This is a genomic window from Mycobacterium sp. UM_Kg27, from assembly GCF_000972905.1.
Taxonomy (GTDB): Bacteria; Actinomycetota; Actinomycetes; order Mycobacteriales; family Mycobacteriaceae; genus Mycobacterium.
Window position 1 is genome coordinate 1 of sequence record NZ_JRMM01000105.1, and the last position, 15,647, is coordinate 15,647.

The 15,647-nt window shown below is 67.3% G+C and carries 19 protein-coding genes and 1 pseudogene; 10 read left to right on the forward strand and 10 right to left on the reverse strand.

Annotated features, from left to right (window positions below; all coding sequences use genetic code 11):
- The 8 genes from truA to infA form a co-directional block, all read right to left on the reverse strand.
- A partial coding sequence (gene truA, locus LI94_RS15590; RefSeq protein WP_046301748.1) for a tRNA pseudouridine(38-40) synthase TruA occupies positions 1-705 on the reverse strand: 705 nt, incomplete at its 3' end.
- Positions 677-1,237 carry a 50S ribosomal protein L17 gene (gene rplQ / locus LI94_RS15595; RefSeq protein WP_046301749.1) on the reverse strand — a complete coding sequence of 187 codons (561 nt, stop codon included), beginning with the start codon at positions 1,235-1,237 and terminating at the stop codon, positions 677-679. The genes rplQ and truA, both read right to left, overlap by 29 nt.
- A 75-nt stretch (positions 1,238-1,312) precedes the next feature.
- Entirely contained in the window at positions 1,313-2,356 is a 1,044-nt protein-coding gene (locus tag LI94_RS15600; protein WP_019738182.1) for a DNA-directed RNA polymerase subunit alpha, read from the reverse strand.
- A gap of 126 nt (positions 2,357-2,482) precedes the next feature.
- Positions 2,483-3,088, reverse strand: a complete 606-nt coding sequence (gene rpsD, locus LI94_RS15605) for a 30S ribosomal protein S4 (RefSeq protein WP_024443771.1) — start codon at positions 3,086-3,088, stop codon at positions 2,483-2,485.
- 15 nt (positions 3,089-3,103) lie between these two features.
- Entirely contained in the window at positions 3,104-3,514 is a 411-nt protein-coding gene (rpsK, locus tag LI94_RS15610; protein WP_024443770.1) for a 30S ribosomal protein S11, read from the reverse strand.
- A 5-nt stretch (positions 3,515-3,519) separates the two neighbouring features.
- Positions 3,520-3,894, reverse strand: a complete 375-nt coding sequence (gene rpsM / locus LI94_RS15615; RefSeq protein ID WP_024443769.1) for a 30S ribosomal protein S13 — start codon at positions 3,892-3,894, stop codon at positions 3,520-3,522.
- A 179-nt stretch (positions 3,895-4,073) separates the two neighbouring features.
- Positions 4,074-4,187 carry a 50S ribosomal protein L36 gene (rpmJ, locus tag LI94_RS22440; protein WP_003879483.1) on the reverse strand — a complete coding sequence of 38 codons (114 nt, stop codon included), beginning with the start codon at positions 4,185-4,187 and terminating at the stop codon, positions 4,074-4,076.
- Between the two features lie 54 nt (positions 4,188-4,241).
- Positions 4,242-4,463 (reverse strand): translation initiation factor IF-1, encoded by a 222-nt coding sequence (gene infA, locus LI94_RS15620; RefSeq protein ID WP_003418601.1) that lies wholly within the window; start codon positions 4,461-4,463, stop codon positions 4,242-4,244.
- Between the two features lie 345 nt (positions 4,464-4,808).
- Here infA and LI94_RS15625 point away from each other — a divergent pair, with 345 nt between their 5' ends.
- From LI94_RS15625 to rfbC, 5 genes are read left to right on the forward strand one after another with little or no spacing between them, the layout of a single operon-like run.
- Entirely contained in the window at positions 4,809-5,303 is a 495-nt protein-coding gene (locus tag LI94_RS15625; RefSeq protein ID WP_046301750.1) for a hypothetical protein, read from the forward strand.
- Between the two features lie 18 nt (positions 5,304-5,321).
- On the forward strand, positions 5,322-6,815 hold the full coding sequence (locus LI94_RS15630; protein WP_046301751.1) for a flotillin family protein: 1,494 nt from the start codon (positions 5,322-5,324) through the stop codon (positions 6,813-6,815).
- 23 nt (positions 6,816-6,838) lie between these two features.
- Positions 6,839-7,696: an LLM class F420-dependent oxidoreductase gene (locus LI94_RS15635; protein WP_046301752.1), complete on the forward strand. Its 858-nt coding sequence runs from the start codon at positions 6,839-6,841 to the stop codon at positions 7,694-7,696.
- Between the two features lie 43 nt (positions 7,697-7,739).
- Positions 7,740-8,747, forward strand: coding sequence for a dTDP-glucose 4,6-dehydratase (rfbB, locus tag LI94_RS15640; RefSeq protein WP_024443765.1), 1,008 nt, complete (start codon positions 7,740-7,742; stop codon positions 8,745-8,747).
- Between the two features lies 1 nt (position 8,748).
- On the forward strand, positions 8,749-9,312 hold the full coding sequence (gene rfbC / locus LI94_RS15645) for a dTDP-4-dehydrorhamnose 3,5-epimerase (RefSeq protein ID WP_024443764.1): 564 nt from the start codon (positions 8,749-8,751) through the stop codon (positions 9,310-9,312).
- 21 nt (positions 9,313-9,333) lie between these two features.
- On the opposite strand, the pseudogene LI94_RS23225 reads toward rfbC, so the two are convergent.
- Together LI94_RS23225 and LI94_RS15650 are read right to left on the reverse strand one after the other, a co-directional pair.
- A pseudogene (locus tag LI94_RS23225) lies at positions 9,334-9,444 on the reverse strand (aldehyde dehydrogenase family protein); the annotation flags it as partial.
- 108 nt (positions 9,445-9,552) lie between these two features.
- Positions 9,553-10,179, reverse strand: coding sequence for a TetR/AcrR family transcriptional regulator (locus LI94_RS15650; RefSeq protein ID WP_024443763.1), 627 nt, complete (start codon positions 10,177-10,179; stop codon positions 9,553-9,555).
- 232 nt (positions 10,180-10,411) lie between these two features.
- On the opposite strand from LI94_RS15650, the gene LI94_RS15655 reads away from it, so the two are divergent.
- The 5 genes from LI94_RS15655 (at position 10,412) to mmsB (ending at position 15,515) form a co-directional block, all read left to right on the forward strand.
- Complete coding sequence (locus LI94_RS15655; RefSeq protein ID WP_052739955.1) at positions 10,412-11,005, forward strand: hypothetical protein; 594 nt, start codon at positions 10,412-10,414, stop codon at positions 11,003-11,005.
- A complete protein-coding gene (locus LI94_RS15660; protein WP_046301753.1) occupies positions 11,002-11,688 on the forward strand; it encodes a hypothetical protein in 687 nt (228 codons plus the stop codon). Before LI94_RS15655 ends, LI94_RS15660 begins: the two co-directional genes overlap by 4 nt.
- Positions 11,689-11,910: 222 nt before the next feature.
- Positions 11,911-13,431 (forward strand): CoA-acylating methylmalonate-semialdehyde dehydrogenase, encoded by a 1,521-nt coding sequence (locus tag LI94_RS15665; RefSeq protein ID WP_024440315.1) that lies wholly within the window; start codon positions 11,911-11,913, stop codon positions 13,429-13,431.
- 4 nt (positions 13,432-13,435) lie between these two features.
- On the forward strand, positions 13,436-14,599 hold the full coding sequence (locus LI94_RS15670) for an isobutyryl-CoA dehydrogenase (protein ID WP_024440316.1): 1,164 nt from the start codon (positions 13,436-13,438) through the stop codon (positions 14,597-14,599).
- Between the two features lie 40 nt (positions 14,600-14,639).
- A complete protein-coding gene (gene mmsB, locus LI94_RS15675) occupies positions 14,640-15,515 on the forward strand; it encodes a 3-hydroxyisobutyrate dehydrogenase (RefSeq protein WP_024440317.1) in 876 nt (291 codons plus the stop codon).
- Positions 15,516-15,647: the final 132 nt, after the last annotated feature.

Genomic DNA, 15,647 nt, shown 5'->3' on the forward strand with positions numbered 1-15,647 from the left:
TGTGTATAAGAGACAGGCCCCGACCAGGGAACGCACCATCGACCAGCAGAACGCGTCGGCGCTGACGTGCGCAGTGACCAGATCACCGTCGCGAACCCAGTCCAGACGCTGCAGGTCGCGAATGGTGGTTGCGCCCTCGCGGTGCCGGCAGAAGGCCGCAAAGTCATGCAGCCCCACCAGAGTCCGGGAGGCCTCGGCCATCGCGTCGACGTCCAGCGGACGCGACCACGCGGTGATGTAGCGGGCCTGCTGCGGCACCACCCCGTACGCGGCGGTCGACAACCGGTAGGTGTAGTGGCGGCGCAGCGCCGAGAACCGGGCATCGAACTCAGCGACGGTGCGCTGCACCCGCAGCACCCGCACGTCGATCGGCAGGAAGCGCGCCAATCGCCGGGTCAGCGCCAGGAACTCCGGCTCGCCGTACCGCCGGGTCCGCGAATAGGCATGCGGTAGCGCCGAAACCGGAACATCGAGGTGGGCCACCTGCCCGGTGGCGTGCACACCCGTATCGGTACGTCCGGCCGCGAACAACCGCACCGGAGTGCGGAACACGGTCGTCAGAGCCTCGTCGAGAACTCCGGCGACCGTGCGCTGTCCCGCCTGAACCGCCCAGCCGGCGAATTCCGTGCCGTCGTAGGCGATGTCGAGCCGAAGCCGGACGACTTCGGCCGTACCGTCAGGACTCGTCGGTACCCTCGGCCGCATCGGTGGCCTCAGCAGCGTCGGTGGCCTCGGTCGCCTCGGCGGCCGGCTCTTCGACCGTCTTGTCAGCCTCGACGGCCTCAACCTCAGCGGGCTTCTCGGCCTTCTCGGTCTTGGAGGCAGCCTTGTCCGCCTTGGCCGCAGCGCGGCGAGCGCGGTCAGCCTCCGACGTCACGGTCTTCTCCCGAACCAGCTCGATCACGGCCATCGGGGCGTTGTCACCCTGACGCGGCTCGACCTTGATGATCCGGGTGTAGCCACCGCTGCGGTCCGCGAAGTGCGGGGCGATCTCGGCGAACAGCGAGTGCACCACGTCCTTGTCGCGGATCTTCTTGAGCACCTCACGCCGGTTGTGCAGCGTGCCCTTCTTGGCGTGGGTGATCAGCTTCTCGGCGTACGGCCGCAATGCCCGCGCCTTCGGCTCGGTGGTCTTGATCCGGCCGTGAGTGAACAGCGAGGTGGCCAAGTTGGCCAGCAGCGCCTTCTGGTGCGAGGACTTTCCGCCGAGGCGGGGGCCCTTGGTGGGCTTGGGCATTGCGACTTCTCCTAAATGGGGCCGACCCCCGTGTCAGGTAGGGCCGGGACGGCTCTCTTATCGAGAGGTTGGGCGTTACAGCTGTTCGGTTTCGGCGTAGTCCTGCTCGTCATAACCGGCGTCGGCCGACCAGGTGCCGGTGGCAACGTCGTAGCCCGCCACCTGCGACGGGTCGAAGCTGGCCGGGCTGTCCTTGAGCGACAGGCCGAGCTGGTGCAGCTTGACCTTGACCTCGTCGATGGACTTCTGACCGAAGTTGCGGATGTCGAGCAGGTCGGACTCGGTGCGAGCGACCAACTCCCCGACCGTGTGCACACCCTCGCGCTTCAGGCAGTTGTAGGACCGCACGGTCAGGTCCAGGTCGTCGATCGGCAGCGCGAACGAGGCGATGTGGTCCGCCTCGGCCGGCGACGGGCCGATCTCGATGCCCTCGGCCTCGACGTTGAGTTCCCGCGCCAGACCGAACAGCTCGACCAGGGTCTTACCGGCCGAGGCCAGCGCGTCTCGCGGGCTGATGGAGTTCTTGGTCTCCACGTCCAGCACCAGCTTGTCGAAGTCGGTGCGCTGCTCGACACGGGTCGCCTCGACCTTGTAGGTCACCTTGAGCACCGGCGAATAGATCGAGTCGACCGGGATGCGGCCGATCTCCGCGCCCGACACCTTGTTCTGCACGGCCGGGACGTACCCGCGGCCGCGCTCGACGATCAGCTCGACCTCGAGCTTGCCCTTGTCGTTCAGGGTGGCGATGTGCATGTCTGGGTTGTGCACCGTCACGCCGGCCGGCGGAACGATGTCACCGGCGGTGACCGCACCCGGGCCCTGCTTGCGCAGGTACATGGTGACCGGCTCGTCCTCTTCGGACGAGACCACCAGGCCCTTGAGGTTCAGGATGATGTCGGTGACATCTTCCTTGACCCCGGGGACCGTGGTGAACTCGTGCAGCACACCGTCGATGCGGATGCTGGTGACCGCCGCGCCGGGGATCGACGACAGCAGGGTACGACGAAGCGAGTTGCCCAGGGTGTAACCGAATCCCGGCTCCAGCGGTTCGATGACGAACTGCGACCGGTTGTCGGCCACGACCTCTTCGGACAGGGTCGGACGCTGAGAGATCAGCATGGTGTTCTTTCTCCTTCTGGCACCCGCTATTTGATGCCGCTCGGTTGTCTCGCGGCGATCCGCTTCGCCCGGCTACGCCGCGCTCGCGGATCCCCGCGGGGACTCGGGGTCGGACCCCGAGTTGTCTTACTTCGAGTAGAACTCGACGATCAGCTGCTCGGTGAGCGGAACGACGATCTGAGCCCGCTCGGGCAGCTGGTGGACCAGGATGCGCTGACGCTCCCCGACCACCTGCAGCCAGCCCGGGATCGGACGGTCGCCGGCGACCTCACGGGCGATCTGGAACGGCACCGTGTTGAGCGACTTGTCCTTGACGTCGATGATGTCGTACTGCGCCACCTGGTAGCTGGGCACATCGACCTTCACACCGTTGACGGTGAAGTGGCCGTGGCTGACCAGCTGACGGGCCATCCGACGGGTGCGGGCCAGGCCGGCGCGGTAAACCACGTTGTCCAGCCGGCTCTCCAGGATGCGCAGCAGTTCTTCGCCGGTCTTGCCGCCGCGACGGACAGCTTCCTCGTAGTAGCGACGGAACTGCTTCTCCATCACGCCGTAGGTGAAGCGAGCCTTCTGCTTCTCCTGCAGCTGCAGTCGGTATTCGCTCTCCTTGACCCGGGCGCGGCCGTGCTGGCCGGGCGGGTAGGGCCGCTTTTCGAATGCCTGATCGCCGCCGATGAGGTCAACGCCGAGACGGCGGGACTTGCGGGTGGCGGGTCCGGTGTAACGAGCCATGTTGTTTCAGTCCTCCTAGACCCGACGCCGCTTGGGCGGACGGCAGCCGTTGTGCGGCTGCGGGGTGACATCGGAAATCGCGCCAACCTCGAGGCCGGCGGCCTGCAGCGAGCGGATCGCGGTCTCACGACCCGAACCCGGGCCCTTGACGAACACGTCGACCTTCTTCACGCCGTGCTCCTGCGCCTTGCGGGCAGCGTTCTCGGCGGCCAGCTGCGCGGCGAACGGGGTGGACTTACGCGAGCCCTTGAAGCCCACGTGGCCCGACGACGCCCACGCGATCACGTTGCCCTGCGGGTCGGTGATCGTCACGATCGTGTTGTTGAAGGTGCTCTTGATGTGCGCGGCACCGTGCGGGATGTTCTTCTTTTCCCGCCGCCGAGTCTTCTGGCCCTTCTTGGGCCCGGTCGCTTTCTTGGTTGCCATGGGTCTTACCTGGCCTTCTTCTTACCGGCGATGGTGCGCTTCGGGCCCTTGCGGGTGCGCGCGTTGGTCTTGGTCCGCTGGCCACGCACCGGCAGGCCGCGACGGTGCCGCAGACCCTGGTAGCAGCCGATCTCAATCTTGCGACGGATGTCGGCCTGCACCTCGCGGCGCAGGTCGCCCTCAACCTTCAGGTTGCGCTCGATGTAGTCACGCAACTGGGTGAGCTGGTCGTCAGTCAGGTCCTTGCTGCGCTGGTCCTTGTCGATACCGGTCGCGGCCAGGATTTCGTTGGAGCGAGTACGGCCGATGCCGTAGATATAGGTCAGCGCGATCTCCATGCGCTTATCGCGCGGCAGGTCGACGCCCACAAGTCGAGCCATGGGGGCATGCCCCTTTCATCTTCGTTACGGAGGTTGTGATCCCAGCCCGTTCCCGGCCAACTGCTCCGGGGCCCGGCCTCCGATCCGGGCGTGTGTGGGCGGCCTATCCGCTCACTGGTACTGGGAGGTCTGCATTCAGTTGTGGCTGTGCCCGACCAGGCCGGGCAGGGTACGAGCTGCTAGCCCTGGCGCTGCTTGTGGCGCGGGTCCGAGCAGATCACCATGACCCGGCCGTGCCGACGGATCACCCTGCACTTGTCGCAGATCGGCTTGACGCTGGGGTTCACCTTCACGGCTGCTGTGGTCCTGTTCTAATCGCTGGTTGACGTACTTCGGGCGGTCGGGAGCTACTTGTACCGATAGACGATGCGTCCCCGGGACAGGTCATAGGGAGACAACTCCACGACCACCCGGTCTTCCGGCAGGATACGGATGTAGTGCTGCCGCATCTTGCCGCTGATGTGGGCGAGCACCTTGTGACCGTTCTCCAGCTCAATGCGAAACATCGCATTGGGCAGGGGTTCGACCACTCGACCCTCGACCTCGATTGCACCGTCTTTTTTGGCCATTACTCTCCGGCGATCCTCCGTGTCTGACTTACTTGTCGCATGTGCATGCGCCCGCCTCGGCGCAGCATCGACTACGACTGCAAAACGTGGGCCGGTGACAGAAAATTCGAGGTAGAACCCCAAGAATCTCAGACTGGACACGCAAGAGTCGACGCGGACGCCGCACCGTCGACCTACGATACCCGCATCCGCCGCCCACGCCAAAAAAGCGGGGATCTCTGCCGCGGCCCCAGCTTCGCCTCTCCTGCGTCGAGCCTCGCTAAACCGCGGGGTCCATACAGCGGCAGCATGCGAGGATGACCTGACGATCGGTGTAGTGGCGCCCTTCGACCTGCAGGAGGAGTCATGACGGCGGTGTACCTGGCGGCATTCGCCGTCGGCGCGATCGCCCTGCTCACCGCCTTGCTGTTGACCGATATCGGACACGACGGGATGCCGTTCCTGAGCCTGACCGGCGTGGCCGCCGCCCTGGTCGGAACGGGCGCCGGCGGGCTGGTGGGGACCTGGGCCGGGTTCGGCGCCCTGCCCGCGGGCGCGCTGGGTCTCGGTACCGGGGCCACGCTGGCCTTCATCCTCCACGGGGTGGCACTGCCCTACCTGCGCCGGCAGGAATCCAATTCCCAGCACGCACGGTCGGCCTACATCGGTCTGCTGGGAACGGTGACCATCGACGTGCCGCCAGGCGGGTGGGGCGAGGTCGCCTTCGTCGACCCCGACGGCAACCGGGTCCGGTCCCGCGCGATCAGCCCGGAGCCGCAGACCCTGGCCAAAACCACCCGCGTCTACATCGCCGATGTCGATGCCGACTACCTGCACGTCGTCGCAGTACCCGCTCAGTAACCGGCTGGAGAGGCAGTAATCGTGTCGCTTGTCTTGATCGTGACCATCGCCACCGTCGCAGCACTGCTGTTGCTGGTCGTATTGCCGATGATCTACGTCCAGAACTACATCAAGGTCCCGCCGAACGAGGTCGCCGTGTTCACCGGGCGCGGTCAGCCCAAGGTGGTTCGCGGCGGCGCCAGGTTCCGGATGCCGGGCATCGAACGAGTCGACATCATGTCGCTGGAGCCGTTCAACGTCAGCATCAACCTGCAGAACGCGCTGTCCAACAACGGGGTGCCGGTCAACGTGGAAGCCGTCGGCCTGGTCCGGATCGGCTCGGCCGACGACGCCGTGCAGACCGCGGTGCAGCGCTTCTTGACGTCGGACCTCGACGATCTGCAGCGCCAGATCAATGACATCCTCGCCGGGAGCCTGCGCGGCATCACCGCGACGATGACCGTCGAGGATCTCAACTCCAACCGCGACACCCTGGCCCGCAGCGTGGTCGAGGAAGCCGGGACCGACCTGTCCCGCATCGGCATGGAAGTCGACGTCCTCAAGATCGCCGGCATCTCCGACCGCAACGGCTATCTCGAATCGCTGGGTCAGCGGCGCATCGCCGAGGTGAAACGGGACGCCACGGTCGGCACCGCCGAAGCCGAGCGGGACGCCCAGATCCAGTCGGCCAAGGCCCGTCAGGCGGGAGCGGTCGCCCAGGCCGAAGCCGACACTGCGATCGCCACCGCCAACCAGAAGCGCGACGTCGAGCTGGCCCGGCTGCGCGCCCAGACCGAGGCGGAGAACGCCCAAGCCGACCAGGCCGGTCCGCTGGCGCACGCCCGCGCCGAGAAGGACGTCGGTATCGCCGTCGAGCAGGCCGAGGCCGCCCGGGTGCAGGCCCGCATCGAGGTGGAGCAGCGTCGCGCCGAGCAGGCCCAGGCCGCTCTGCAGGCCGATGTGATCGCCCCGGCCGAGGCGCAGCGCCAGGCCGATGTGGCCCGCGCCGAGGGCCAGCGCCAGGCCGCGATCCTGGCGGCTCAGGCCCAGGCGGAGGCGGCCCGCCAAGCCGGTGAAGCCCAAGCCGACGCGCGCAAGGCGGCCGCCGACGCGCTGCGGGTGGAGCGCCAGGCCGAAGCCGACGGCGCCAAGGCGAGTCTGGTCGCCGAGGCCGAGGGCACCAAAGCCAAGCTGCTGGCCGAAGCCGAGGGCAAGAAGGAGATCGCCAACGCCCTCAACAGCTACAGCGCGGAGGCGGCCCGCATGCTGATGCTGCCCGACGTGTTGGCCGCGGTGGTCCAAGCCACCCAGGCCGCGGCGGCGCCGCTCTCGGACATCGAGCGATTGTCGATCGTCGGCGGGGCCGGCGATGCGCAAGATGCGATCGGCGGTCTATTGGGTATCAGTCCGGTGGGCATCGCCAAGGTGCTGGAGACGTTGAAGGCATCCGGGGTGGACGTAGCGGCCATGCTGCGTCCCAGTGCCACCGAGCCTCCACCGGTCCCCAACTCTTTTCCGCTGACCACCGAGTAACTGCGACGAGCACAGGAGTCACGATGTCGGACACGTTCGCACTCAAGCCCGGCCTGGGCCGCTACGCGGTGTGGACCTTCGGATCCCCCACTCCTGAGCAGGCCGCCGAGATCGAACGCCTGGGCTACGGCGCGATCTGGGTGGGCGGCTCGCCCGCCGCTGACCTGGCGTTCGTCGAGCCGCTGCTGGCGGCGACCTCGACCCTGCAGGTGGCCACCGGGATCGTCAACATCTGGTCCGCGCCGGCCGCACAGGTCGCCGAGTCCTATCACCGCATCGAATCCGCCTACCCGGACCGGTTCCTGCTCGGCATCGGTGTCGGTCACTCCGAGGCCACCGCCGAGTACCGCAGCCCCTATGCGGCCCTGACCGACTACCTGGACGCCCTCGATGACGCCGCAGTGCCGAACAGCCGCCGAGTGCTGGCCGCACTGGGCCCCAAGGTGTTGCAGCTGGCGGCGGAGCGCAGCGCCGGGGCGCACCCCTACCTGACCACGCCCGAACACACCGCCAGTGCGCGCGAGCTGGTCGGCCCGTCGGTGTTCCTGGCGCCCGAACACAAGGTGGTCCTGTCCACGGACGCCACCGCGGCCCGCGAGGTCGGACGCGAGGCGGTCGGCTTCTACCTACGGCTGTCCAACTACGTCAACAACTGGCGCCGGTTGGGCTTCAGTGAGCGCGACGTGCGCGCGCCGGGCAGTGACCGGTTGATCGACGCGGTGGTCGCGCACGGCACCGCCGACGAGATCGCCGCGCGCCTGGACGCGCACTTGGATGCCGGCGCGGATCAGGTGACCATCCAGGTGCTGGGCGGCTGGAAGAACCTGCTGCCGACGCTGACCGAGCTGGCCGGCCCACTCGGGCTGACGCCGCGGGCCTAAGCGCAAGCGGGAATCCGGGTCGCACCACCGTTAGGGTTGCCCCATGCATCTGCTGGTCACCGGCGGCGCCGGGTTCATCGGCGCCAACTTCGTGCACAGCACGCTCGCGCAGCGCCCCGGTACCACGATCACCGTGCTCGACGCGTTGACCTACGCCGGCAGCCGCGAATCACTGGCCGATGCCGCTGACCGGATCCGGCTGGTGCAGGGCGACATCACCGATGCCGCACTGGTTGCTGCGCTGGTCGCCGAGTTGAACCCCGAGACCGACGCGGTGGTGCACTTCGCCGCCGAAACCCACGTGGACAACGCCCTGGCCGACCCGGAGCCGTTCCTGCGATCCAACGTGATCGGCACATTTACCGTGCTGGAGGCGGTGCGCGCCCAGGGGGTGCGGCTGCACCACATCTCCACTGACGAGGTCTACGGCGAACTGGCTCTCGACGACCCGCGCCGGTTTACCGAGACGACGCCGTATCACCCGTCAAGCCCTTACTCATCGACCAAGGCCGCTGCCGACCTGCTGGTGCACTCCTGGGTGCGTTCCTATCGCGTGCGCGCGACGATCTCGAACTGCTCCAACAACTACGGGCCGTATCAGCATGTGGAGAAGTTCATCCCGCGCCAGATCACCAACCTGCTCACCGGGCGCCGGGCCAAGCTGTACGGCAACGGGGCCAACGTCCGCGACTGGATTCACGTCGACGACCACAACAGTGCCGTCTGGCAGATCATGACCGGCGGTCATATGGGGCGCACCTACCTGATCGGCGCGGACGGGGAGCGGGACAACCGCAGCGTGCTGCAGATGATCCTGCGACTGATGGACCACGACCCCGACGACTACGATCACGTCTCCGACCGCCCCGGTCACGACCTGCGCTACGCGATCGACCCGTCGGCGTTGCGCGACGAATTGGGCTGGAAGCCCGAGCACACCGACTTCGAGGCGGGCCTGCGCGAGACCATCGCCTGGTACCGCGCCAACGAATCCTGGTGGGCTCCCCTGAAAGAGGCTGCCGAGGCCCGCTACGCGGAATTGGGGCGCTGACGTGCAGGCGCGCGAGCTGACCATCCCGGGGGCCTGGGAGCTCACCCCGACTCAGCACACCGATTCCCGCGGCGTGTTCTTCGAGTGGTTCACCGACCGGGAGTTCACCGCGTTCGCCGGGCACCGTTTCGACCTGCGCCAGGCCAACTGCTCGGTGTCGAGCGCCGGGGTGCTGCGTGGCCTGCACTTCGCCCAACTGCCGCCGGGGCAGGCCAAGTACGTCACCTGCGTGTCGGGTTCGGTCTTCGACGTCGTGGTCGACATCCGGGTCGGCTCCCCGACCTACGGCCGCTGGGACGCGGTGGTGCTGGATGCCCGGGATCGCCGGTCGGTGTACCTGGCGGCCGGTCTGGCGCACGGATTTGTTGCGCTGGAAGATAATTCGACGGTGATGTATCTGTGCTCAGCCGAATACGATCCGCAGCGCGAGCACACCATCTGCGCCACCGACCCGGCGATCGGGATCGACTGGCCCGACGGTCATCCTCTGGTGCTCTCGGATCGGGACGCGGACGCCCCGTCGCTGGAGCAGGTCCGTGCTGCCGGGTTGCTGCCGGCCTGGTAGTGGCCCTGCCCGACGTGGGGCTCAGGCCAGCGCGATGTACTTGGTTTCGAGGTACTCCTCGATTCCCTCGCCGCCACCCTCCCGGCCCAGACCCGACTCCTTGATCCCGCCGAACGGTGCCGCCGCGTCCGTAGTGAAGATTCGCGTCAGGGTGGTTGCGTCCACGCCGGAATCGGCGATCAAATCGGCCACGACGCCCCCACACGAACCGCTGTCAACGCTACGGCCTGCGGCGGCGGTCTAGCCCTCGGCTTCCAGCAGCAGAGAGTCGAACAAGGCGGTCATGTCATCCATGACGGCCGGACTGGTAGTCGCGGCCGCATGGGCAAACCCATCGACGATGGTACTGATCAGGCGCGCGATCGCCACCGGATCCCGGTCGGCGCGGATCAAGCCGTGATCCTGGCCGTGGCGCACAGCTGCAGTCAGCGTCTCGGCCATAGCGACGGCCTGTTTGGCGAACGCCTCGGTGAGTTCAGGATGACGCCGCGCGTCGATGGGCGCGGTGGCGACGAACCCGGCCAGCGTGGGCGACTCGTGGTTGATCCGCATCGACTCCCCCAGCACCGCATGCAGCAGTCCGCGCACCGAAAGCGGCTGGGCCATCGCGACTTCCGCCGACCGCGCGATGATCTTGCCGTACACGGTCTCACACACGGCGTCGAAGAGTTTGCTCTTGGCCCCGTAGTGGTAGTACACCGCCCCCGCGGTGACACCGGCCAATTCGGCGATCAGACTGTTGGTCGCCGTGCTGTACCCGTACTGGGCGAAACACCGACACGCCGCGTCGATCACCCGCTGCCGGGTATCGCCGCTGTCGATGCCAGCTGGGCGCCCTGGACCGGGTTTCGCTCGCGTGCCACTCACCTGGCCATCATGGCAAACCCCCGGGAAAATCCCGGCTCTGCGCGCCCGGCGTGAGCGGCCCGAAGTCGTTGACCACGAAGGTGACGCCTGTTACAAACTAATTGGTCCACCAGTCACGACCCGACGCCGGTAGGTCCTCACGCGATCCCCTGCCCTATGGCGGGCCGGTGATGCCGCCGGAGTCCGAACCGCAGCGTCAAGGCATTCCATGGAACTGACAAAGAGCCGACACATGCCGGACACACAGTTGCTGCACCCACCTGAGGCCCGGAAGAAGCCACCCGATATCGACGGCACGGCCACCGGCGGCGGTGACACCCGAGGTGAGACCGCACCGGCATCGCCACAACGCCTGCCGCACCCGGCCCGCGGCTCCGTCGCGCTCCTAGTTCTCGCGCTGGCGGCGTGTTGCGGCTACCGGGGGTGGAAGGACAATAGCCGTCATGATATTCAGGCCGCCGGCGCGGCAACCCAGAAGGCGGCAGAGGACTACGCCGTCACCCTGACACCGATCGACAGCAATAACCCGGACACGAACTTCGCGGCCGTCCTCGACGGCGTGTCCGGTGAGTTCCAGGACCTGTACCGCCAATCCAGCAGCCAGCTGCGCCAAGTGCTGATAACGCGCAAAGCGACCGGGCACGGTGTGGTCGTGGACTCGGCGGTCAAATCGGCGACCAGGGATCAAATGGAAGTGCTGCTGTTCGTCGACCAGACCGTGACCAACACCGACATACCGGAGCCACGCATCGACCGCAGCCGCATCGTGATGACGATGCAGCGGCTCGATGGTCAGTGGAAGGCTGCAAAGGTCGAGATGCCATGAATAACAGGCTCGCCGCCGTACGTGATGACTGGATCATGCGATCCATGCTGGCCCGGGTGGGCGACATACCCGAAACGGTGCTGCTGCCGTTACTGCGGCAAGTCGCCGATGATCGCGCGGCGGTCGAGGCCGGATGGCAAGCGGTGAACGCCGGGCGAATCCCCGCCCGGGCCCGGCTGACCGCCCGTGAATCATGGCGCTGCCGCTATGGGCAGTTCGTCCGGGAATTGGAATGGGCCATCACCGGATTGGTGGCGGTAATGCCCAGAGCAGACGTCGAGCAGTTGGTCTCCGACGCGGTGGCCACCCGGCTGCGGAGCTGGCTGCGGTTCCTGCTGCCCGCCTTCGGCACCGTCGGTCTGATCCCTCGCAGGATATATCCCAAGATCATGGACTCCGGGGTGTCCGTGGCGACATTTCTGGTCGGACCGATACACCGAGCCGGCGTCGAAGCCGACGGAACACTGGTGTACGAGATCCCGGAATGCGCCATGCATACCGCAACCGGTGCCGTTGTGGCGCAGGAACATTCGTGCCTGATGGCCTGCAAGTCCGCCTGCGAGAAGGTGTTCGACAAGGATTCAGCCATGCCGCTCGAGTTCGACCCGCACCTGCCCGGATTGTCCTGCACGCTGCGCGTTCACCGAGCCACCACTCACCTCAACAGACAGCACCGAATGTGACCAACACCGACACGGCCGACGCCGACCTCACCGTCTAGACCCCCGGCACGAAGAATATGACTACACCATCGACGATTACGCCGGCACGCTGCCAGAGGATTTGCAGGGCATGCCGTACCGCAAGGGCGCCGGCAGGAACACCCTAGCAATTACTAGGATGTCCTAGTATTCTCGGTGCGGGCCGATCGAGCCCACCACCACTGTCACGGGATGGCGCAGCGCATGAGCACACAGATTCCGCACTTCATAGATGGCCACCGCATCGTCGGCACGTCACGGCGCACCACCGATGTCTTCGACCCCAACACCGGCGCGGTGCAGGCCACGCTGCCGCTGGCCAACACCGCCGACGTCGACGCTGCGGTCGCTGGCGCGGTTGCGGCCCAGCGCGATTGGGCCGCCTACAACCCGCAGCGCCGGGCCCGGGTGATGATGCGTTTCATCGACCTGGTCAACACCCACGCCGACGAGCTGGCCGAGCTGCTCTCCCGTGAGCACGGCAAGACCCTCGAGGACGCCCGCGGCGACATCCAGCGCGGCATCGAGGTGATCGAGTTCTGCGTCGGGATCCCGCACCTGCTCAAGGGCGAGCACACCGAGGGCGCCGGCCCCGGCATCGACGTGTTCTCGCTGCGCCAGCCGCTGGGCGTGGTCGCCGGGATCACCCCGTTCAACTTCCCGGCGATGATCCCGCTGTGGCAGGCCGGGCCGGCCCTGGCGTGTGGAAACGCGTTCATTCTCAAGCCGTCCGAGCGTGACCCGTCGGTACCGGTGCGTCTTGCCGAGCTGTTCGTCGAGGCCGGGTTGCCGCCGGGCGTGCTGCAGGTGGTGCACGGCGACAAGGACGCCGTCGACGCGTTGCTGCACCACCCGCAAGTCGCCGCGATCGGCTTCGTCGGCAGCTCCGACATCGCGCAGTACATCTACTCGACGGCCACCGCCAACGGTAAGCGCGCCCAGTGCTTCGGCGGCGCCAAGAACCACATGATCGTGATGCCCGACGCCGACCTGGACCAGGCCGTCGACGCACTGATCGGCGCCGGCTACGGCAGTGCCGGCGAGCGCTGCATGGCGATCTCGGTGGCGGTCCCGGTCGGCGAGCAGACCGCCGACCGGCTGCGCGCCCGGCTGGTGGAGCGCATCAACGGCCTGCGGGTCGGCCACAGCTTGGACCCCAAGGCCGACTACGGCCCGTTGGTCACCCGGGCCGCTCTGGACCGGGTCAACGACTACATCGGCCAAGGCGTCGCCGCCGGCGCCGAGCTGGTGATCGACGGCCGCGCCCGGGCCAGCGACGACACCCAGTTCGGCGACGCGGATCTGACCGGCGGCTTCTTCGCCGGCCCCACGCTGTTCGACCGTGTCACCACCGAGATGTCGATCTACACCGACGAGATCTTCGGCCCGGTGCTGTGCATGGTGCGAGCCCACGACTACGAAGAAGCCCTGCGACTGCCGAGCGAGCACGAGTACGGCAACGGGGTGGCGATCTTCACCCGCGACGGCGACACGGCGCGCGACTTCACCTCCCGGGTGCAGGTCGGCATGGTCGGTGTGAACGTGCCGATTCCGGTGCCGGTGGCCTATCACACTTTCGGCGGCTGGAAGCGGTCCGGCTTCGGCGACCTCAACCAGCACGGGACGGCGTCCATCACCTTCTACACGAAGGTGAAGACCGTCACCCAGCGTTGGCCCTCGGGGATCAAAGACGGCGCCGAATTCCACATCCCCACCATGGAATAGGACAATGAACACCATCTTGGATGACGAAGAGCGGGTGATCGTCGACACCGCGGCAGCGTTCGCCGACAAGCGCCTGGCGCCGTACGCCCTGGAATGGGATGCCACCCACCACTTTCCGGTCGACGTGATGCGGGAGGCGGCCCAGCTGGGAATGGCGGCGATCTATTGCCGCGACGACGTGGGCGGCTCCGGGCTGCGCCGCCTGGACGGGGTGCGGATCTTCGAGCAGCTCTCCATCGCCGACCCGGTGATCGCCGCTTATCTGTCGATCCACAACATGTGTTCCTGGATGATCGACGCCTACGGCACCGAAGACCAGCGCAAGAGCTGGGTGCCACGGCTGGCCTCCATGGAGGCGGTTGCCAGTTACTGCCTCACCGAACCCGGCGCCGGTTCGGATGCCAGCGCATTGAGCACCCGTGCGGTCCGCTCGGGTGACGATTACGTGCTCGACGGGGTCAAGCAGTTCATCTCCGGCGCCGGCGTCTCGGACGTCTATGTGGTGATGGCCAGAACCGGCGCGGACGGCCCGCGGGGCATTTCCACGTTCATCGTCGAAAAGGACACGCCCGGGCTGAGTTTCGGCGCCGCCGAGCAGAAGATGGGCTGGAACTCCCAGCCGACCGCGCAGGTGATCTTCGACGGGGTGCGGGTGCCGGCCGAGGCGATGCTCGGTGGTCCCGAGGGAGATGGCAACGGTTTTGCTATCGCGATGAACGGACTCAACGGCGGTCGGATCAATATCGCCGCCTGTTCGATGGGCGGCGGCCAGGCAGCGTTCGACAAGACCGGCAGCTACCTGGCCGACCGAACGGGATTCGGCAAGGCGCTGCTCGACGAGCCGACGATCCGGTTCACCCTGGCAGATATGGCCACCGCGCTGGAGACCTCGCGACTGCTGCTCTGGCGCGCGGCGACCGCGCTCGACAACAACTCCCCCGACAAGGTGGAGCTGTGCGCGATGGCCAAGCGCTATGTCACCGACGCCTGCTTCGATGTCGCTGACAAGGCGCTGCAGCTGCACGGCGGGTATGGCTATCTGCGCGAATACGGTCTGGAGAAAATCGTCCGCGATCTTCGGGTGCACCGCATTCTGGAGGGCACCAACGAGATCATGCGGTTGGTGATCGGCCGGGCCGAGGCGGCTCGCGTCCGGTCAGGCCAGTAACCCCCGCCGCCGGCGACCACCGGTCCACTTAGGAGCACATATGGCAATCGTCGCGTTTCTCGGTCTGGGCCACATGGGTGGGCCCATGTCGGCGAACCTGGTCGCCGCCGGGCACACCGTGCGCGGCTTCGACCCGGTGCCGGCGGCCACCGCGGCCGCCGAGCAACACGGCGTAAGCGTCCATGCCAGCGCCGTCGAGGCGGTGGCCGGCGCCGACACCGTGGTGACCATGCTTCCGCACGGTGACGCGGTGAAGAGCTGCTACGCCGAGATCCTGCCCGCGGCCTCCCCCGACACGCTGTTCATCGACAGCTCCACCATCTCGGTCGACGACGCCCGCGAGGTGCACGCCCTGGCCGGCTCACACGGGTTCGCCCAACTCGACGCCCCGGTCTCCGGCGGAGTCACCGGTGCGGTCGCGGGCCGGCTGGCGTTCATGGTCGGCGGCGACGCTGCCGCCGTGGCACGGGCCACGCCGGTGCTGGAACCGATGGCCGCCAAGATCATCCACTGCGGTGCCGCCGGCGCGGGCCAGGCCGCCAAGGTCTGCAACAACATGGTGCTGGCCGTGCAGCAGGTCGCGGTCGCCGAGGCGTTCGTGCTGGCCGAGAAACTCGGACTGGCCGACCAGGCGCTGTTCGACGTGATGACCGGCGCCACCGGAAACTGCTGGGCGCTGCACACCAACTGCCCTGTTCCGGGCCCGGTGCCCACCTCCCCGGCGAACCGCAATTTCGAGCCGGGTTTCGCCACCGCACTGATGAACAAGGACCTGGGCCTGGCGATGGACGCGGTCGCCTCGACCGGATCGGCGGCCCCGCTCGGCAGCCACGCCGCGGCGATCTACCGCGACTTCGCCGCCGAACACGGTGCGCAGGACTTCAGCGCGGTGATCAACCTGCTGCGCGGCGACTGAGCGCCGCCGGCCTGAACGATCGCGAACTCACTCGAAGGCTAGATGTCGGACCCTGCTGTCATGCTGGGGTCATGTCCTCGATCGCGGCCACGTCCAGTGCCGAATCGCGGCCTGACCGGCGTCTTGAGGTGC